Origin of the sequence: Acinetobacter lanii (genome assembly GCF_011578285.1) — a bacterium.
Classification (GTDB): domain Bacteria; phylum Pseudomonadota; class Gammaproteobacteria; order Pseudomonadales; family Moraxellaceae; genus Acinetobacter; species Acinetobacter lanii.
In genome coordinates this window covers 2,219,245-2,240,375 of record NZ_CP049916.1, presented here as the reverse complement: position 1 = coordinate 2,240,375, position 21,131 = coordinate 2,219,245, and the positions used below count along the sequence as shown (strand labels likewise).

Sequence of the window (21,131 nt, the reverse complement as noted above, 5' to 3'; positions counted from 1 at the left end):
GAACTGAATCTTGCTTAATTTAAAAAGCCCTAAGGTAATCTTTAGGGCTTTTTGGTTTATTGTTCATGCATCACAATTAACGCAGTGCGGAATCATCCAGATGTCGGGCACCGACCAAAATCATCCGAATCATGGCAATGGTTTGTTCTGCGATTTCATGGCGTTGCTCATGTGATAAATCAATCACTTTGGCGCCCATCCCAAACACCAATTGCGTAATCGCTTTGGCCGCCAAATCAGGATGATGCATGGTACGGTTCTGCGCCGCTTCTAAACGAATCAGGTCTTCTTGTAGTTCTTGTTGGAAATAATTGAGCTGTTTATCGACGGCATCTTTATAGGAGTCTGAACCGGTATGACCCTCACGGAGCATCAGGCTTAAAAAGCCTTCATCCCGATCTAACTGCTCGATAAAGACTTCCACCGAACTGCGCACGATACTGGTGTCTAAAGAGGCTTTTAAACGCGCATGATGTAAAATTTCACGCAAGGCAATCGCAGCGCGATCAATCAGTTCAATCGCCAATTCATCCATGTCTTTAAAATGGCGATAAAAACTATTCGGTGCAATGCCTGCTTCTCTTGCGACTTCTCTTAAACTTAGTGATGCAATACTTTTCTTCGGACCAATTAAATTGAGTGTAGCTTGGAATAACTCTTCCTTGGTAATGGTGGCTTTACGACCCACACTACGCACCTGTACTTTTTCTTGCGATTGACCTAATACATGACTTTCTTCAAGAGCAGAGGTTTGAGCAGGAATAGGTGAAGAAGTGCGCATAAAGATCAAATATATAGAGTCATTACAGAATTATACCTTTAAGCAGCAGGCAGGGGAATGGAAAGATTCTGAACAAATATATATACAAATTTATATACAGATGTATAATAATTCCAAACCCTATTGTAGTGAGCAAATGATGCACGCTGTTTTACCACGCAAATCTTCTATCGGAACAACTTTGGTTGAGTCCGTTTTTGATGCTGATGCAGCAAATTTTTGGCTCCAAAAATTAAATCCACTTTGGTCTTTAAATCAGGCCTTAGGCAAAATTGTAAAAAAACAAAGCACCGCGCATGACACGGTGAGTCTCACCTTAAAAACCAATTCTCGTTTCGAAAAAGCGCAAGCAGGGCAACATCATCCGGTAATTATTACTCATGATGGACGTCGTTATGAACGAACCTATAGCTTGACTCAAGTGGATGAACAACATGTCATGTTGACCGTTAAAAAGGTCAATGGCGGTGTGGTCAGCACGTGGTTAATCGATCACGCAGAAGTTGGTGATATCGTTGAATTTGGTCAACCTTATGGCGATATGCTGTTACCACAAGATCAATCGGCATTGGTACTGTTGGCGGCAGGCAGTGGCATTACGCCAATGTACAGTTTGACCATTGAGGCATTAAAAAAAGATCCAAAAGCTCAGATCCATTTGATGTATTGGGTAAAAACAGAAGCTGATGTCGCGTTTAAAGTGACTTTTGATCAGCTGGCGCAACAACATGCCAATTTTAAATTTGAAGTGATGCACACCCAAACACAACCTACAGATGCGCGTTTAAATGAAAGCTATTTGAGTGAGATTGAAAATTTAGCACAAAGCACCGTCTATGTGTGTGGGCCCTCTGGTTTTGTCAGCACAGCAGAACAGTTATTTAAAGCAGCGAAAACTTTTAAAAGTGAAGCTTTTAGTTTAAGTGAATTGGTGTCGGATGAGGTTGGCTTTATCGAAGTGACCTTAACTCGATCGCAAAAAACAGTGTCTATTCCAAAAGGTCAATCTATTTTAGTGGGGTTGGAACAACAAAACATCCAACCGACACATGGTTGTCGTATGGGTATTTGTAATAAATGTGCATGTAATAAAGCACAAGGTGCAACCCAAAATTTGGTCACAGGTGCAAGCAATACTGAACCCGGTAATTTGCTGAAAATCTGTGTGAATTCAGCCCAAACTGACTTAGTGATCGACCTTTAAGCGAGTACATATATGAATATGCCAGTACAACTACAATATTTTAAAAATCCAAAAAATCGCGAATTGACCAATGCTCAGTTAGATGAACTTGCACGTGAATTGGATGCCATTAAACAAGAAGTCTTAGATGACTTGGGCGAAAAAGACGAAAAATATATTAAGCGTGTCTATGCCGCGATTCGTTATAGTTCAATTTTAGGGCGTGCTTGCTTATTTGCAGGATGGTTCCCGCCGGCATGGATTTTAGGTACCGGTCTGTTGGGCTTTGCCAAAATCATGGAAAATATGGAACTCGGTCATAATGTCATGCACGGTCAATATGACTGGATGAATGATCCAAAGTTCAAAGGCACCACCTATGAGTGGGACATCGTGGGTACGGCAGACGACTGGCGTCAAACCCATAACTTTAAACATCATACCTACACCAACATTAAAGGTATGGATGATGATATTGGTTATGGCGTATTGCGTTTATTCCCAGAGCAACGTTGGAAAAAAGGCTACCTTTTACAACCGCTATATAGCATTCCGTTTTGCTTGTTGTTCCAATGGGGCGTTGCGATTCAAAACCTTGAAATTGGTAAATACCTGAAAGGTCGCATGAGCAAAAAAGAATTCAATCAACGTTTGACGCCAATGAAGAAAAAAATTGGCAAACAAATGTTTAAAGATTATGTATTCTTCCCACTCATTGCTGGTCCTGCGGCTTTACCTGTACTTGCGGGGAACTGTGTTGCCAATGGTCTACGTAATATTTGGACCTTTAGTATTATTTTCTGTGGTCACTTTACCAAAGATGTCGAAGTGTTCCCGAAAACCGTGCTTGAAAATGAAAGCCGTGGACACTGGTATATGCGTCAGATTCGTGGTTCTTCAAACTTAACCGGGTCTGAAGCTTTCCATATTTTGACAGGACATTTAAGTCACCAAATTGAGCACCATTTGTACCCAGATATTCCTGCACGTCGTTACCGTAAAATGGCGCCTAAAGTACAAGCCGTCTGTGAAAAATATGGTTTGAATTATAACAATGCAAGTCTACTTAAACAGTATGGTAGTGTGATCAAACGTATCGTGAAATATGCATTTCCATTTAAGAAATAATTCTTAAGTATGTGAAAAAAGCCACTGATCTAGTGGCTTTTTTTATGGAGCAATTCATAATCATTTAGAAAAATAATTGATAGCCCATTCGACCAATCAGAAACAGCAACAACAGCAAGAAAAACACACGGATAAAAGCACTGCCATATTTAAATGCCACTAATGTGCCGACATAAGCGCCAATTATGGCAGCCAAAACCATGTACATACTTGCCGACCAAATCACATGACCTTCAGGAATAAAGAAAATCAGCGCTGCAATAAAAGTGGCAATATTAAGTAGTTTGGCAGCCGCCACCGCATGGATAAAATCAAAGGCGAACACTTTGATGAATAAAAACAAAAAGAAGCTACCTGAACCCGGTCCAAAAACACCGTCATAAAAGCCAATCAAAGCACCAAAGCAAATGCCCGATACAATCTGTTTTTTACCCATCTGAATTTGTCTGTGCACATGTCCCAAATCTTTTTTTAAAAAGGTGTACACCGCCATAACGATCAGTAAAACAAACACCGCATATTGCAGGAATGTTTTAGGAATCACTGAAATGGATATTGCACCCAAATAAGCAAACAGAAATGCAGACAACATGGTCGGTATAATCAGCGTCCATGGCAGACTCACGCGGCGAATGAAGCCAATCGCAGAAGAGGAGGCACTGGCCAAAGCAACGGCTTTATTGGTGCCAAAGATCGTCGCAATGTTTAATTGGGGATAAGCATACAACAGCGCAGGGACTAAAATTAAACCACCACCGCCGACAGTAGCATCGACTAGACCCGCGCAAAAGGCAAAAAACACCAATGAAAAATTGATTGATTCGAAGAGCATTATTTTTAAGATCACATCCGTGTGATTGTATGATACGGCTTTTAAAGCCAATACCAAATCATAAAAACCGCTAAGGTTTTCTGAGCGGTTTTTAAAATCAATCTTTCAGTGTTTTTGAGAATCTAAGAATTTAATATCGCTAGTTGATTATCAGTAATAATCCAGTGAGCGTAGCGTATTTAAAACCTAATGATTTAAATACCGGCTTAGATCAAAAGTAGATCTCTTGCAAAAGTCGAAAAATGTTCAAAATTGAATAATAAAATGAAAATTGAAAGGCTCCTTTTTAACTTTGCGAGAAGGTCGGGATGAGGGGGGTCATATAAATCCTCTCCCTAACCCTCTCCTTTAAAAGGAGAGGGAACTTTTATTATGAATTAAACCGTGGTTAAAATTTGATTTATGCAAGAAGTCTAGTAATTTACTTGAATTGAATGGCGCCATTGGCATTGACCGTGATTTTAGATTCACCTGCCGCTACATTTTGAGCATCTGCGGATTCAGCGCCTGCAAACTTGGCCATGTTGGCACGCATCATCACTGGTTGTGGGTATGCGTTGTTGGTATTTAAATTCAGGCTGACCAAGTTATAGCCTGATTTGTTCCATGCTTGAGTCAACAATTGCGCACGTTGTTGAAAGTTTTTGGAGGCTTCCGTCATCAGATCATTTTCAACTTTTTTACGCTGTGCATCTGACACAGTGAAGTTAATCGATTGAGTTTGAAAATTCTGTTGCAGTTCACTGACCAATTGGCTAGCGGCTTTAAAATCGGTACTTTCAATATTGACCTCAGCACGGCCCCGCCATTCTTTGAGTTTGGTCGAGTCATTGTCATACACGGGGTAGGTGGTTTGAGCACCGGTTTCAACTTTAACTTGTGGGTATTTTTTTGCCAATGATAGGGCTTGATTCATCAGTTGGGTAATTTGAGTGGCCAATTCAGCCGGCTGTTTGTGACTTTTTTCAATGAATAAAACTGCATGCATTTCATCATTTGAGACTTTGCGCGTAGCTTCGGCTTGAATATTCACCACATTGTAGTTTAAGTTTTCTGTAGATTGGGCAAAGACGGCATTGCTTAGAGCAACTGTTGTGAAAAGTGAAGCTAGGGTGAGTAAGCGCATGGTCTTTCCTAATATTTAAATAGATTGATATAGACATCATAAATTTAAAATCAGAACTTCAAGTTCATATTTTTGAATCTATGTTAAAACTCGATGTTGGTGAGATGAAGCATAAAATGTGGTGCATTTGTAATTGAATTGAGAATGATTATTGATTTTATATTTTATTTAAAAATGCCAACTCATACACAATTCTGATTTTACACATTTGATTGATTGAAAACCCGACACAAATAGATATAAAAATAGGCTTTCATTCCATGGGGTGGTCTGTAAGATGAATATTCAATCGAAATGCACTTGAATTGCAATTATTTGTACTGTTCTTGGCATTTTTGATACTTATACCTATTTATTTTTCAAAAAAATTAGGTATTATCCGCCGTCTAGTTAGCCATTACATACAAGAGCTCTTAAAACTGACTAGAAAATCATAAAGCACCGAGTCAAAAGACCGAAAGTCCCCCGACTTATTTCTTTCAACCCATATCAGAGATGGTAATTCGATATGAGCGTTTCTTCAGTAAATTCTGCCACTAAGTCTACTAACGAATACTATTTAACTCGCCAAAGTCAAATGGAATCCAATGTTCGTAGCTATCCACGTAAACTTCCATTAGCGATAGCAAAAGCCTTAGGGTGCTGGGTTACCGATGTTGAAGGTACGACGTACCTCGATTGTTTAGCTGGGGCAGGGACATTGGCATTAGGCCATAATCATCCTGCGGTCATTCAAAGTATCCAAGATACACTTGCAAGCGGTTTACCGTTGCATACATTGGATTTAACAACACCTTTAAAAGATGCGTTTACTGAAGCATTACTTGAGCAACTCCCTGGGGGTAAGGCTGAGTATTGTCTACAGTTCTGTGGTCCATCTGGTGCAGATGGTACAGAAGCAGCAATTAAATTAGCCAAAACCTATACAGGTCGTAGTTCTGTGATTAGCTTTTCCGGTGGCTATCATGGGATGACGCATGGCGCTTTAGCCATGACAGGGAACTTATCTGCGAAAAATGCGGTGAATGGCTTAATGCCAGGCGTACAATTTATGCCATATCCGCATGAATACCGTTGCCCATTGGGCATTGGCGGTGAAGCAGGTGTAGATGCTTTAACTTATTATTTCGAAAACTTTATTGAAGATGTCGAGAGCGGTGTAACCAAACCTGCTGCTGTGATTCTTGAAGCGATTCAAGGTGAAGGCGGTGTGGTGACAGCACCGGTAAAATGGCTGAAAAAAATTCGTGAAGTGACTGAAAAACATAACATCGTACTGATTCTAGATGAAGTCCAAGCAGGCTTTGCACGTTCAGGTAAAATGTTTGCCTTTGAACATGCGGGCATTGAGCCTGATGTTGTGGTGATGTCGAAAGCCGTCGGTGGTAGCTTGCCACTTGCTGTACTCGGTATTAAACGTAAGTTCGATGCCTGGCAGCCAGCAGGTCACACGGGGACATTCCGTGGTAACCAATTGGCGATGGGTACAGGTCTTGCAACGATCAAAACCATTAAAGAGCAAAACTTGGCGCAAAACGCACAAGAACGCGGTGATTTCTTACAAGCTGAATTGAAAAAATTAGCGCAAGAATTCCCATGTATCGGTAACGTGCGTGGTCGTGGTTTAATGATTGGTGTTGAAATCGTGGATGAGCGTAAGCCTGCTGATCACATGGGTTCATTGCCAGGTGATGGTCAATTGGCAGCTGCAATTCAAGCCGCATGCTTCGACAACAAACTGTTGTTAGAAAAAGGTGGTCGTAACGGTACAGTGATTCGTTTACTTTGCCCACTGATTATTAATCATGACGAATGTGTAGAAGTGATCGCTCGCTTCAAGAAAGCACTTGCTGAAGCACTTGTTGCAACTCGAGGCGCATAAGACATGGTTGATTTTGCAGAACATCGTAAAGCCTTATTCTGCAATGATGCAGAGTCTATTGCTGACTATCAGTCAGCAATGGATTCAGCTGTAAAAGCTGTCTCTGCATGGTTGCAAAATGACAAAATGTACACAGGTGGTAGCATTAAAGAGCTGCGCTCTGCCATCGCATTCAATCCTTCTAAAGAAGGTTTAGGTGTACAAAAATCTTTGGATCGTATGGTTGAGCTTTTCCTTAATAAAAGCTTAAAAGTCCATCATCCGCATTCACTCGCGCATTTGCACTGCCCAACCATGGTGACAAGCCAAATCGCGGAAGTGCTCATTAACGCAACCAACCAATCGATGGATTCATGGGATCAAAGCCCTGCAGGTTCATTGATGGAAGTGCAACTGATTGACTGGCTTCGTCAAAAAGTCGGCTACGGTTCAGGTCAAGCCGGTGTATTCACCTCTGGCGGCACACAGTCGAACTTGATGGGTGTGTTACTTGCGCGTGATGCGTGCATCGCGAAAAACTGGAAAGACGAAAACGGCAATCCGTGGTCTGTTCAGCGTGATGGCGTACCAAGCGATGCAATGCGTAACGTCAAAGTCATTTGTTCTGAAAATGCACATTTCTCTGTGCAAAAGAACATGGCGATGATGGGCATGGGCTTCCAATCTGTGGTCACTGTTCCTGTGAACGACAACGCACAGATGGATGTTAACGCACTTGAGAAAACCATGGCGCACCTTCAAAACGAAGGTAAGATCGTGGCATGTGTGGTGGCAACTGCAGGTACAACCGATGCAGGCGCAATTGACCCACTCAAAGAAATTCGTGAAATCACCAACACATATGGCGCGTGGATGCATATCGATGCGGCATGGGGTGGTGCACTGATTCTTTCGAATGACTATCGTTCTATGCTAGACGGGATCGAGCTTTCTGACTCAGTAACGCTTGATTTCCATAAGCATTATTTCCAAACGATTTCATGTGGCGCATTTTTGCTGAAAGATGAAGCGAACTATCGTTTCATGCATTACGAAGCAGAGTACTTAAACTCGGCTTATGATGAAGAGCATGGCGTACCCAACCTTGTGTCTAAGTCGCTACAAACCACGCGTCGTTTTGATGCATTGAAATTGTGGATGACCGTTGAAGCACTCGGTGAAGAACTTTACGGTTCAATGATCGATCATGGTGTGGGTTTAACGCGTGATGTTGCGGCTTATATTGATGCAACGGATGGTCTTGAAATGTTGGTTGATCCACAATTTGCATCGGTATTGTTCCGAGTGATTCCTGAAGGTTATCCAACAGAATTACTCGATACACTGAACCAAAACGTGGCAGATGAATTGTTTGCACGTGGTGAAGCGAATATTGGTGTAACCAAAGTCGGTCAAGTTCAATCTTTGAAAATGACCACTTTAAGCCCGGTTGCGACTTTAGACAATGTGAAAAACTTATTGGCACTTGTGCTAAATGAGGCTGATCGTATTAAAGATGCTATTGCGGATGGTAGCTATACACCCCCAATCGATTAATCGATTGTTTGTGTAGGAAAAGGCGCTCTATTGAGTGCCTTTTTTTTGTTTTCAAGATGCGTTAGTTTTGAAAAAACAAGCTTATTTCTACAACTTTAAAGCGTTCAAGATTTAGTTTGAAAATTCGATAGATGAATTGGAATTGTATATTCGTCATCCAAACTTAAATGCGCTTTAAGCCTCTCTCAAACATATTTATTTACATATTCAAAGCTCAAAATTCAGAGTTAGATCTATAAATTAAAAAATTAAAGTATTGATTTATTTATCTTTAATTAGTATAGAAACGCTGTTTGTAAATATCATCAAATCGTCATATCGCTGTAACTTGGTTGTCATATTAAAAACTCAAGATGTTAACAACGAAAAAAGTACAAGACTTCATTATAACAAGTTGGGTACTCCACTTTGGGATTGACTGAGAGAGATCAGCATGCGTTTAAATTCAATGAGCTTAAATAAAACGGTGGTTGCTTTGACCTTGATTGGGGGCGTAGCCACAACAACAGCACATGCAGCCCGTGACACCATTCAGATTGCAGGGTCATCTACAGTATTGCCTTATGCCAGTATCGTGGCAGAGGAATTTGGCAATAATTTTCCACAGTTTAAAACACCCGTTGTCGGTTCAGGGGGTACTTCTGGCGGCTTAAAACAATTTTGTAATGGTGTGGGAGATAACACCATTGATATCGCCAATGCCTCTCGAAAAATCAAAGACACAGAGTTAAGTGCCTGTAAAAAAGCCGGTGTAAACCAAATTTTAGAAATGAAGATTGGTTATGACGGGATTGTATTTGCATCAAATGCAAAAAAATCGGCGTTTAAACTGCGTCCTCAACATGTCTTTGCAGCGTTAGCAGCACAACTTCCTGCCAATGGTAAGTTGGTTGCAAACCCATATACCCGTTGGAATCAAATTGATAAATCTTTGCCGGATGAAGCCATTACTTTGGTGATTCCTGCATCGAATCACGGAACACGTGAAGTGTTCCAAGAAAAAATGATTGAAGCAGGTTGTGAATCCTATGAATACTTTAAGAAGCTCGATAAAGAGGCACAGAAAAAAGCCTGCTCAACTTTCCGTAAAGATGGCAAGGTCATTGAGATTTCAGGTGACTATACTGAAACTTTAGCACGCTTAAAAACCTCACCCAATGCAGTCGGTGTATTTGGTCTAGGGTTCTATGATCAAAATAAAGATAAATTACGTGTAGCGACAGTGAATAGTGTCTCTCCATCCGAGCAAACCATTTTAAATGGGTCATATCCTGTGTCTCGTCCTTTGTTCTTTTATGTGAAGGGCGACCACTTAAAATCGATCAAAGGTTTGTCCCAATATACTGAATACTTCATCAGTAAAAAAGCATCAGGCAAAGGTTCGAAACTTGAAAAAGCAGGGCTGATTTCCTTGTCGGATAAAGAACGTGCACAAGTGCTGGCAAACTTTAAAGCGGGCAAAGCTGTTCAATAATGATTTGAAAACCAATGGCTAAATTCCATTGGTTTTTCTATTTAGAATGTTAACGCACTAGAACTTTACTGACGAAAGGATGGTGAGAACGTAGATGAATCTGCTACTCATAGGTGTATTGCTGGCATTGATTGCCGTTGCTTACCAAATTGGTTTAAGCAAAAGTCGTAAATTGGCGGGTTCGGGGCAAAACTCAGCCATGCTGCATTCTCGACCGGGCTACTATGGTGCCTTGGTCGCTTTATGGTGTGGCATTCCTGCATTTTTAATCATGTTGGTTTGGAACATGGTCGAACCGAATGTATTGAAACATGTGGTGTTGAATCATGTTCCTGCTGCCGTAGCAGGGAGCTTAGATCCAGCAAGCATGAGTGTGTTGGTTGACCGTGTTCAATCCATCGCATCAGGTTTCGGAGTCAGTGATCAGCCTTTACTTTATGAGCTCAAAGCCGCCGAGCAATTGTCAAAATTCCAAGTGACCGGAAGCTATGCCAAAGTGGTTGTGGTGATTTGTGCAGCATTACTCGGGCTAACTTGGGCAAAACAGAAAATTTCCGCTCAATACCGTGCACGTAACCATGTTGAAAAAATCATGAACCTTGGTCTAGCCCTGTGTTCAGGCGTGGCGATTTTGACCACCATTGGCATTGTCATGTCGATGTTCAGTGAAGCGATGCGCTTTTTCCATTTTGTCAATCCAGCGAGTTTCTTTTTTGGAACAGAATGGAATCCGGGTTTTAGTACTTCAGGTAATGCTGAAGGCAGTTATGGCTTGATTCCCTTGCTGTGGGGAACACTGATGGTCAGTGGGATTGCACTGCTTGTAGCTGTTCCTGTCGGTCTGATGATTGCGATTTATTTGGCTGAATATGCAAAGCCAAGTTTCCGTGCTTGGGCTAAACCTGCAATCGAAATCTTGGCCGGTATTCCAACCATCGTATATGGCGTATTTGCACTGATGGTCATTGGACCTTTTGCCAAACAAGCAGGGGCGTATATTGGTTTAGATATCAATGCGACCAGTGCGCTGACGGCAGGTTTTGTGATGGGGATTATGATCATTCCTTTTGTTTCATCACTTTCAGATGACATCATCACCCAAGTCCCGCGTTCACTCCGTGATGGTTCACTTGGTTTAGGTGCGACTCAATCTGAAACCATTCGCCAAGTGGTGATTCCTGCGGCACTGCCGGGGATTATTGGGGCATTTTTATTGGCGGCTTCTCGTGCCATTGGTGAAACCATGATTGTGGTTTTGGCGGCAGGCAACAGTCCACTGCTACATATCAATCCATTGGAAGCGATTTCGACAGTCACCATCACCATCGTGAATCAATTGACGGGGGATACAGACTTTGCCAGCCCGCAAGCTTTGGTGGCCTTTGCACTGGGTTTGACTCTATTTGTGATTACTTTAGGGCTAAATATTGTTGCACTGGTGATCGTGCGTAAATATCGTGAGCAATACGACTAATGACGACTTCAAATACAACTCTCGACCCAAACTACGATACGCATGCAGCAGAGTTACGTGAGAAACGTACGCAAAGAATTCAAAACTCGTTGGCGAAACGCCATCGCAAAGAAAAGACCTTTAAATGGTTTGGTTTGAGTGCCGTGATCATGGGGCTGTTTTTTGTTGTGCTTCTGTTTGGCAGTATCTTGGCGAAAGGCTTACCTGCCTTTTGGCAGAGTAGCATGACTTTACCGATCTATTTTGACCCTGCCATTATCAAGGTGTCTAAACAGCCCATACGTGAACCCAATGAAGCCCCGGCACATTTTCAAGAGCGTTATATTGCTTGGCAAACTGAAATAGGCATGGTCGACTGGGATGCTTTAATCGTGAATGCGATGCTGAAAAAAGATCCTACATTGGCTGCTCAGAAAGATGAACTCAGCAGTGTATACACCAGTTCGGAAGCCTATCGTATACGTGACCTATTTATGGCAAATCCTGATGTGTTGGGTAAAAGCCAAGAGATCAAAGTCTTGGCTGATGCCAATGTAGATGTGTGGTTAAAAGGTAATATTGACCGAAGTTTATCGGATGAGCAGCAACAATTGAGCCCAGAAATCCGCAAAATTGCCGATCATATGCAAGCCCAAGGTATGCTTGAAAATAGCTTCAACAGCAATATTTTCACCAGCCCAGATTCACGCAGTTCGCCTGCAACCTCAGGTTTAGCAGGAGCATTTATGGGCTCACTGTTTATGATGCTGATCGTGATTTTTATCTCGATTCCGATTGGGGTGGCATCGGCAGTGTATTTAGAAGAATTTGCACCTAAAAATTGGATTACCGATGTGGTAGAAGTCAACATCAATAATTTGGCTGCGGTACCATCCATCGTGTTTGGTTTACTCGGTGCTGCGATTTTTATTGGTTGGATGCATCTGCCCTTATCTGCGCCATTGGTCGGTGGTTTGGTTTTAAGTTTAATGACGCTACCGACTGTGATTATTACCACCCGTGCAGCGCTCAAAGCCGTACCCCCTTCCATTCGCCAAGCCGCTTTAGGTTTGGGGGCTTCACGTTTACAAACCGTTTTTCATCATGTTTTACCGCTTGCATTGCCGGGGATTTTAACAGGTGCAATCATTGGTGTGGCACAAGCCTTAGGTGAAACAGCACCATTACTGTTGATTGGTATGAGTGCATTCGTGGCCAGTGTGCCGACTTCACCGTTTGACCAATCTACCGCTTTGCCTGTACAGATTTTCCTGTGGCAGGGCAATGAACTACGTAACTTCTTTGAAGGGCGTACTGCAGCAGCGATTATCGTGCTACTTGTGATGATGATTGGGTTGAACAGTTTAGCCATTTGGTTACGTAAGAAATTTGAAGTCCGTTGGTAAAAGGGGGCACACTATGCATACGCTGAGCACAACAAAAACACATGTATTTAATCAGGACAAGCCAGTGAATCCAGAACAATCACAATTTATCCATCCAGACACTGAGTCAAAACGTCCGACCACGTCTTTTGTCTCTCAATTTGAAACATCTACGTCTAAAAAAGAGTCGAAACCGTCTACAGTGAAGCTCAGTACGTCAGATGTGCACGTGTATTACGGCGAGGCTGAGGCGATTAAAGGCATCGATTTGGATATTTACCAAAATGAAGTGATTGCGTTCATTGGGCCATCCGGCTGTGGTAAATCCACTTTTTTACGCACCTTAAATCGTATGAATGACACGATTGATAGTTGTCGAGTGACAGGAAAAGTATTGCTGGATAATCAGGATATTTATGACCCTAAACTGGATGTGGTTTTACTGCGTGCGCAAGTGGGCATGGTATTCCAAAAGCCGAATCCATTTCCAAAGTCCATTTTTGACAATGTCGCTTATGGCCCTAAGCTGCATGGCTTAGCCCGTGATAAATATGACTTAGAAGAGATTGTAGAAACCAGTTTACGTAAAGCCGGGCTGTGGGATGAAGTCAAAGATCGACTCAGTCAACCGGGGACAGGGCTTTCAGGCGGGCAGCAGCAGCGTCTATGCATCGCTCGCACGATTGCTGTTTCTCCTGAAGTGATTTTGATGGATGAGCCTTGTTCTGCGCTCGATCCAATTGCCACAGCAAAAGTTGAAGAACTGATTTCTGAATTATCGACGCAATATACGATTGCCATTGTGACCCATTCGATGCAACAGGCAGCCCGTGTATCTGACCGTACGGCTTATTTCCATTTGGGGGATTTGATTGAAGTCAATTCCACTGAAAAAGTCTTTACGCAGCCGGATCATCAGTTGACCGAAGCTTATATTACAGGGCGTTTTGGTTAATGACCTAATCTGAGTAGGGTTATTAAAAAGAGCAGAAATGCTCTTTTTTTATTGCGAAATAGATAAAAGAATGTTTAAAAATAAAATAGCCTAAGCTTAACTTAGATATCAATATCATTACTTACTCAATTGCATTCATCACGATTAACTCAGCAAATATTTGTCTAAACAATGTCATCTATTTGACAGCATGGATTGACCGAAGAAGTTAAGGTCTAAACAAGATTTTAATCCATGTAAAAATAAAATGACCCAACCAAACATTCTCTTAATCGTTGCAGATGATTTAGGCTTTTCAGACTTAGGTGCTTTTGGTGGTGAAATTAAAACACCCCATTTAGATGCCATTGCAGAGCAGGGTTTAAGGCTGACTAATTTTCATACAGCGTCGACCTGTTCTCCAACACGTTCTATGTTGCTTTCAGGCACAGATCACCATTTGGCTGGATTAGGTTCAATGGCTGAATCTATACGACCCGAACAGCAAGGTAAATTGGGCTATGAAGGCTATCTGAATGATCAAGTGGCAGCTTTACCTGAGTTACTACATGATGCAGGTTATTACACCATCATGTCAGGTAAATGGCATTTAGGCTTAACACCAGAACGCTTTCCTGCAAAAAGAGGATTTGAAAAATCTTTTGCTTTATTACCAGGTGCTGCCAATCATTTTGCCTTTGAAGCGGATATTCCTGAAGAGGAGGTTCCGGGTTTATTGAAAGTCACCCGTGGACTGTATGCGGAAAATGATGCGTTCATTCATGAACTGCCATCCGACTTCTATTCTTCAGATTATTTTACCGATACTTTATTGGGTTATCTGAAGGACGACCAAGCACGCCAAGATCGCCCATTTTTTGCGTATTTGCCTTTCTCAGCACCGCATTGGCCTTTACAAGCCCCACAACAAGACATTGCTAAATATAAAGGCGTTTATGATGCAGGTCCTGAAGTTTTACGTGAACAACGCTTGGCACGGTTAAAAACAATCGGCTTGGTCGAGCAGGATTCAACGGTGCATCCGGTATTGGCTCGGAGTAAATTTTGGCAAGCACTGACAGAAGAAGAGCGTAAAACTTCTGCGAAAAGTATGGAAATTTATGCAGCCATGGTGGATCGCATGGATCAAAATATTGGTCGTGTGATTGAGCATTTAAAACGGACAAATCAATACGACAATACCCTGATTATTTTTCTTTCAGACAATGGCGCAGAGGGTGCGCAACTTGAAGCACTGCCTGTATTTGGTCCAAATTTGCAAGCGGTGATAGATCAATATTATGACAATAGCTTTGATAACTTGGGCAATGGTAATTCTTACGTTTGGTATGGTGAGCATTGGGCGCAAGCAGCGACAGCACCATCACGATTATTCAAAGCCCATACCAGTGAAGGAGGCATTCGTACCCCCGCATTTATTCACTATCCAAAACTACAAAAACAACAGCAGATCAGTCATGAATTTTTAACCGTAATGGATGTGCTTCCGACGATTCTAGATTTATTGAATATTCAACATCCCGGTTCGCACTATAAAGGGCGTAGCTTAGTGCCTCTACGAGGTCAGTCCATTTTGCCGTATTTGAATCAAGACCGTGATTATATCCATGAACAAGATCATGTCACCGGTTGGGAGCTTTTTGGGCAAAAAGCCTTGCGTAAGGGCGATTGGAAAGCCCTATTTATCCCTGCACCGAATGGTCCGAACCAATGGCAACTGTATAACCTAAAACAGGATACAGGAGAAACTCAGGATTTGGCAGAAACCTATCCTGAAAAGTTGCAAGAGTTGTTGGCGGATTGGCAGGTCTATGTCAGAGAAAATGGTGTGATTGAAGGCAACTTTAATCCTTTAATTCGAGAATCTGCCTAGATAAAGAAATCAAAAACTTTGAATAGATTAAGGGAGGCTTAAGCCTCTCTTTTTGATTGCATAGAAAGTTTCTGGAGGGAATAAATCTTCAAATAAACAAGAAAGAAGGGTTTTAAATGGTGAGTTGATTCGGCTATCGGGAATAAAACTGTACATCTTAACTTGAACACTGGTTACTGAACGCTACTTTTTAGCCTTCATCAGAATGTTTAATATAAAGAAATAGATCATGATGATACTCAGATAAAGACAATGATGCATTCAAATCAATGGATATTTTCAACACTTTTAGCGTGTAGTGGTTTTTTAATGGCAGGATGCCAACAACAAGCAATAACACATCAACAAGATATCAATGCACACACAGTCACTCAGACAACGCCCACTCATCAGGTGGGTAGCTTAGACAGTACAGCCATGATGCAACATTTAAAAGTCTTAGAAAAAATTGCACAAATGCATGGTGGAAACCGCGCTGTCGGTACTAGTGGTGGTCAAGCCTCAGCGCAATATATTAGTGATCAAATTAAAAAAGCAGGCTTAAAAGCCCAACTGATCCCTTTTGAGAATCGTAAAAAAGAAGTGGGTCAAAATGTCATTGTTGAAATTGCAGGGCAGTCCAAAGATACCGCGATCGTGGTTGGTGCACACTATGACTCAGTAAAAATGGGTCCAGGGATTAATGATAACGGTTCGGGTGTTGCCTTACTGTTAGAGCTGATTCAGCACTATGCAAAGCATTCAAAGCAACCAAAACATACTTTATATATCGCATTCTGGGATTCGGAAGAAGAAGGCATTGCTGGATCAAATGCTTTTGTAAAAAGTTTAAGTGCTGACCAGCTCAAAGGCATTCAGGCTTATATCAATGTCGATATGGTCGGCACCAAAAATCCCACCATTCAAATTGCAGATGGAGATCAATCCTCGATTACCGAAATGGAAACCACGCTCAAAGAAAGAGGTATGAATGAAGCGGATTATAAGCCGATTACCGACAGTTTGCGGAGTATTCCAAATCATGTAGGGGACTTGGCTTTAGAACAACATTTAAAAGCATTTTTTAGACATAAAGGCATTCAAGTGAAGGAAGATATTTCAACCTTAACTGCCAGTGATACTGCGCCATTTTTAGGCAAAGTGCCTGTCGCTTCTTTAATTTTATTTAATGAACAAATGAAAGGCGACGTGTTGGAATTTGCGCCGTGTTATCACCAAAGTTGCGACACGATTGAGCAAGTCGATCCAGCGTCATTGCAGATTGCCAGTCAAGCGGTCTTATCTTTATTAAACTATTTAAATCAAAAATAAGCTGAATAACGGTATAGAACAATAAAGCTTGATCAGGCGTTGAGCTGTGTTCTATACAGATTTTAAATCGATTGATTTTGCACTAAATGCTTAAAATTTAGACTATTGATCTGAGTAAAATAATTCTCCAAATGTTTTGCTTTTTCCGTTACAAAGTGTGTTAACCTGTAGGACTACATTCAAATTTTTCCACTGAAATTAAACGCATTATTTATAAAAACTTCATTCAATTACTCATAGTTTCTTCGTTTTTTGTCTAGCTGATTGTGTCAATACACAGTAGAATATGCGCTCTCTTCAAGTCACATTGTGGCAAGGTCATCTCACCTGCCCGTGGAGCCAAAATCAGCATGTTTATCGTTGCCGGTGCACCTGCACATTCTTCTTTTAAGAAAACTCAACTACTTTCACGTTTAGCGTCTATTAGTTCAGTTCAGTCGATCGAAAGCCAATGGGTCTATTTATTTGACCAAGCGCTGGGTGAGCAACAACAGCAATCTGCTCTACAACTGCTGAATGATGGTGAATCATTCCAAGTCCGCCAAGCGGCTCAAGATGAAGTTCAGATTTTAGTCACACCACGTTTAGGGACCATTTCTCCATGGTCATCTAAAGCGACGGATATTTTTGCCAATTGTAATACCCCGATACACCGCCTTGAACGCGGTGTTTTGTTTACTTTAAAGGGTGTTTCTGAGCTCTCTGATGCAGTTAAACAAGTCTTACATGACCGCATGACCGAGAGTGTGTTCAATAAAATTGAAGATGCTGGGGCATTATTTACTGAAACAGCGCCAAAACCTTTAAATAGCATTGATATTTTAGGCCAAGGTAAAGACGCTTTAGTCAAAGCCAATTCAGAGTTTGGTTTTGCACTGTCTGACGAAGAAATTGATTATTTGACCGATGCCTTTATTAAAATGGGTCGCAATCCGCATGACATCGAACTAATGATGTTTGCACAAGCGAACTCTGAGCATTGTCGTCATAAAATCTTTGGTTCAGAGTGGACAATTGATGGTGAAAAACAGCCATTGTCTTTGTTCCAAATGATTAAAAACACTTATAAAGAATCGCCGAACGATGTGTTGTCTGCTTATAAAGACAATGCGTCAGTGATTGTCGGTTTTGACACACAGCGTTTCTATCCAACTCAAGAAGCCAATGGTCAGCATGTGTATAAATATAAGAGCCAAGCTGCCCATATCTTGATGAAAGTCGAAACCCATAACCATCCGACTGCAATTGCGCCATTTGCCGGTGCTGCAACAGGTTCAGGCGGTGAAATCCGTGATGAAGGTGCAACAGGTCGTGGGGGTAAACCCAAAGCCGGTTTAACAGGTTTTACAACATCGAACTTGAATATTCCGGGCTTTGAACAACCTTGGGAAGAGAACTATGGTAAGCCATCCCGTATGGCATCGCCACTGCAAATTATGATCGAAGGGCCACTCGGTGGTGCAGCGTTCAATAATGAATTTGGTCGTCCAGCGTTAAATGGTTACTTCCGTACTTTTGAACAAAAAGTCAATGGTGAAGTTAAAGGCTTCCATAAGCCGATTATGATTGCAGGTGGTTACGGTAATATCCGTCCTGATCATGTTGAAAAAGATGCAATTTTACCGGGCGACTTACTCATCGTTTTGGGTGGCCCTGCAATGCTCATCGGTTTAGGTGGTGGCGCAGCATCTTCAGTCGACAGTGGTAAATTGGGTGAAAACCTTGACTTCGCTTCAGTACAACGTGAAAACCCTGAAATGGAGCGTCGTTGCCAAGAAGTGATTGATACCTGCTGGCGCATGGAAAACCATAACCCAATCGTGTCTGTGCATGATGTCGGTGCAGGCGGTGTATCAAATGCGATGCCTGAATTGGTCAATGACCATGAATTGGGTGCGATTCTAAACCTTCGTAAAATCCCATCGCTTGAGCCGGGCATGTCGCCAATGGAAATTTGGTCGAACGAAGCACAAGAACGTTATGTACTTGCAATCCGTCCTGAATCATTAGCATTGTTTGAGTCAATCTGTGCCCGTGAACGTTGTCCGTTTGCAGTCTTAGGTGAAGCGACTGAAGCACGTCATTTAACCGTTGAAGATCCACTTTTTGAAAATAAAGCGGTGGATATGCCAATGCAAGTGATGTTGGGTGGTACACCACGCATGAGCCGTTCTTATGAAACGATTGAACGTCAAGGCGATGACTTCGATACATTTAAAGTGACCGATCTCAAAGATGCGATTTACCGTGTGCTTAAAAACCCAACCGTTGCCTCTAAATCATTTTTGATCACTATTGGTGACCGTTCAATCACCGGTATGGTGGCACGTGATCAGTTTGTGGGTCCATGGCAGGTGCCTGTAGCGGACGCTGCGGTAACGACCACAAGTTTAGTGGGGTATACAGGTGAAGCGATGGCGATGGGCGAACGTCCACCAGTGGCATTGTTGAACCCTGCGGCTTCAGCGCGTTTGTCGGTTGCCGAATCGATTTCGAACATCATGTCTGCAAAAATCGAGCAAATCAGTGACATTAAATTGTCTGCAAACTGGATGGCAGCAGCAGGTCAAAAAGGTGAAGATCAAGCATTATTTGAAGGTGTAAAAGCCATTGGTATGGAAATGTGTCCTGCCTTGGGTATCGCAATTCCAGTGGGTAAAGACTCATTGTCTATGCGTACCACGTGGAATGATGAAGGAATCGACAAATCTGTGACCTCACCAATGTCAGGCGTGATCACTGCATTCGCTCCTGTAACAGATGTACGCAAAACTCTAACCCCAGAACTTAAAAACTTAGAATCTGTATTGGTTCGTATTGATTTGTCTAAAGGTCAATTCCGTTTGGGTGGTTCGATCTTAGCTCAGGTATATAAAGCGATTGGTTCAGTCACCCCTGATGTGGATAGCTTCGATGACTTCAAAGCATTCTTTGCATTGGTTCAAGACTGGAACAACCGTGGCTTGATTAAAGCGTACCATGACATTGGTGATGGTGGTTTAATCGCAACTGTTGCAGAAATGATGTTTGCTTCACGTCTAGGTGTGGCTTTAGAAGATCAATCTGTAGAAGCACTCTTTGCAGAAGAAATTGGTGCGGTATTGCAAATTTCTAAAGCGGATTGGGCAGCACTTGAAACTGAAGTTGCTGCATCATCAATTAAAGATGCCATTCAAGTTGTCGGTACAGTAAACACTACGGATGCTTTAACTGTGAACGGTTTAAGCCTTGATCGTAGCGATCTTCAAGTGGCTTGGACTGAAGTGTCTCATCAAATCCAACGCTTACGTGATAATGTCGAAACTGCGGATCAAGAATTTGCACTAATCACAGACAAGTCACATGCGGGTTTAATTGCAAAACCAACCTTTGATTTGAACGAAGAAATTGAAGCGCCATTTATCAATTCACGTCGTCCAAACATGGTGATTTTACGTGAACAAGGCGTCAATGGTCATGTTGAAATGGCGGCTGCATTCGATAAAGTCGGCTTTAACACTGTAGATGTTCATATGAGTGACTTGCTTGCAGGTCGTATCAGCCTTGATGATTTTGAAGGCTTGGTGGCATGTGGTGGCTTCTCTTACGGTGACGTGTTAGGTGCAGGTGGTGGTTGGGCGAAATCAGTGTTGTTCAATCCAAAACTACGTGATCAATTCGAGAAATTCTTTAACCGTGATGAAACATTCTCTTTAGGTATTTGTAATGGTTGCCAAATGTTGTCGCAATTGGCTCCACTGATTCCGGGTGCTGACAACTGGCCTCGTTTCCATCGTAATACCTCTGAAATGTTTGAAGCACGTGCTGTGAATGTACGCGTTGAAAAATCAAATTCTGTGTTGTTGCAAGACATGGAAGGCTCGATTCTTCCGATTGCTGTGGCACATGGTGAAGGGCGTGTGGTTGCACCTGAGTCAGGTATTGCTGCGTTAAATGCGGGCAATCAAGTGATTCTACGTTATGTAGACAGCCATGGTAATCCGACTCAACACTATCCATTAAACCCGAACGGTTCGCCTGAAGCGATTTCAGGTGTGACGTCTACTGACGGTCGTGCAACGATTATGATGCCGCACCCTGAACGTAACTTCCGTGCGATTCAACATTCTTGGAAACCTGAAGATTGGGATCAAGATGGTGCTTGGTTACGTATGTTCCGTAATGCGCGTAAATTTATTGGGTGATCAGTTTTAAATAAAAAAAGCCACCGTA

General features: G+C 42.1%; 14 protein-coding genes. 11 read left to right on the top strand and 3 right to left on the bottom strand.

What is annotated here, in order from left to right; translation table 11 throughout:
- Positions 1-76: 76 nt before the first annotated feature.
- Entirely contained in the window at positions 77-781 is a 705-nt protein-coding gene (fabR, locus tag G8D99_RS10240) for an HTH-type transcriptional repressor FabR (protein ID WP_166325377.1), read from the bottom strand.
- A 139-nt stretch (positions 782-920) separates the two neighbouring features.
- Here fabR and G8D99_RS10235 point away from each other — a divergent pair, with 139 nt between their 5' ends.
- On the top strand, positions 921-1,985 hold the full coding sequence (locus G8D99_RS10235) for a ferredoxin reductase (RefSeq protein WP_166327698.1): 1,065 nt from the start codon (positions 921-923) through the stop codon (positions 1,983-1,985).
- 12 nt (positions 1,986-1,997) lie between these two features.
- The gene (locus G8D99_RS10230; RefSeq protein ID WP_166325374.1) at positions 1,998-3,092 is read left to right on the top strand and encodes a fatty acid desaturase family protein; all 1,095 of its coding nucleotides are present in this window, start codon (positions 1,998-2,000) and stop codon (positions 3,090-3,092) included.
- Positions 3,093-3,156: 64 nt separating this feature from the next.
- On the opposite strand, the gene G8D99_RS10225 is transcribed toward G8D99_RS10230, so the two are convergent.
- Positions 3,157-3,924, bottom strand: coding sequence for a TSUP family transporter (locus tag G8D99_RS10225; protein WP_166325371.1), 768 nt, complete (start codon positions 3,922-3,924; stop codon positions 3,157-3,159).
- 421 nt (positions 3,925-4,345) lie between these two features.
- Positions 4,346-5,050 carry an SIMPL domain-containing protein gene (locus G8D99_RS10220; RefSeq protein WP_166325368.1) on the bottom strand — a complete coding sequence of 235 codons (705 nt, stop codon included), beginning with the start codon at positions 5,048-5,050 and terminating at the stop codon, positions 4,346-4,348.
- A 508-nt stretch (positions 5,051-5,558) separates the two neighbouring features.
- Here G8D99_RS10220 and G8D99_RS10215 point away from each other — a divergent pair.
- From G8D99_RS10215 to purL, 9 genes are all read left to right on the top strand, one after another.
- Complete coding sequence (locus G8D99_RS10215; RefSeq protein WP_166325365.1) at positions 5,559-6,932, top strand: diaminobutyrate--2-oxoglutarate transaminase; 1,374 nt, start codon at positions 5,559-5,561, stop codon at positions 6,930-6,932.
- Between the two features lie 3 nt (positions 6,933-6,935).
- Complete coding sequence (locus G8D99_RS10210; protein ID WP_166325362.1) at positions 6,936-8,468, top strand: pyridoxal phosphate-dependent decarboxylase family protein; 1,533 nt, start codon at positions 6,936-6,938, stop codon at positions 8,466-8,468.
- 448 nt (positions 8,469-8,916) lie between these two features.
- Positions 8,917-9,942, top strand: coding sequence for a substrate-binding domain-containing protein (locus G8D99_RS10205; protein ID WP_406741520.1), 1,026 nt, complete (start codon positions 8,917-8,919; stop codon positions 9,940-9,942).
- Between the two features lie 94 nt (positions 9,943-10,036).
- Positions 10,037-11,416, top strand: coding sequence for a phosphate ABC transporter permease subunit PstC (gene pstC / locus G8D99_RS10200; protein WP_166325356.1), 1,380 nt, complete (start codon positions 10,037-10,039; stop codon positions 11,414-11,416).
- Positions 11,416-12,801, top strand: a complete 1,386-nt coding sequence (pstA, locus tag G8D99_RS10195) for a phosphate ABC transporter permease PstA (protein WP_166325353.1) — start codon at positions 11,416-11,418, stop codon at positions 12,799-12,801. Before pstC ends, pstA begins: the two co-directional genes overlap by 1 nt.
- Before the next feature lie 13 nt (positions 12,802-12,814).
- Positions 12,815-13,735: a phosphate ABC transporter ATP-binding protein PstB gene (gene pstB, locus G8D99_RS10190; protein WP_166325350.1), complete on the top strand. Its 921-nt coding sequence runs from the start codon at positions 12,815-12,817 to the stop codon at positions 13,733-13,735.
- A 247-nt stretch (positions 13,736-13,982) separates the two neighbouring features.
- Complete coding sequence (locus tag G8D99_RS10185; protein WP_166325347.1) at positions 13,983-15,608, top strand: arylsulfatase; 1,626 nt, start codon at positions 13,983-13,985, stop codon at positions 15,606-15,608.
- A 252-nt stretch (positions 15,609-15,860) separates the two neighbouring features.
- The gene (locus G8D99_RS10180; RefSeq protein ID WP_406741490.1) at positions 15,861-16,919 is read left to right on the top strand and encodes a M20/M25/M40 family metallo-hydrolase; all 1,059 of its coding nucleotides are present in this window, start codon (positions 15,861-15,863) and stop codon (positions 16,917-16,919) included.
- A gap of 350 nt (positions 16,920-17,269) precedes the next feature.
- Positions 17,270-21,103 (top strand): phosphoribosylformylglycinamidine synthase, encoded by a 3,834-nt coding sequence (gene purL, locus G8D99_RS10175; protein WP_166325344.1) that lies wholly within the window; start codon positions 17,270-17,272, stop codon positions 21,101-21,103.
- The last annotated feature ends 28 nt before the right edge of the window (positions 21,104-21,131 follow it).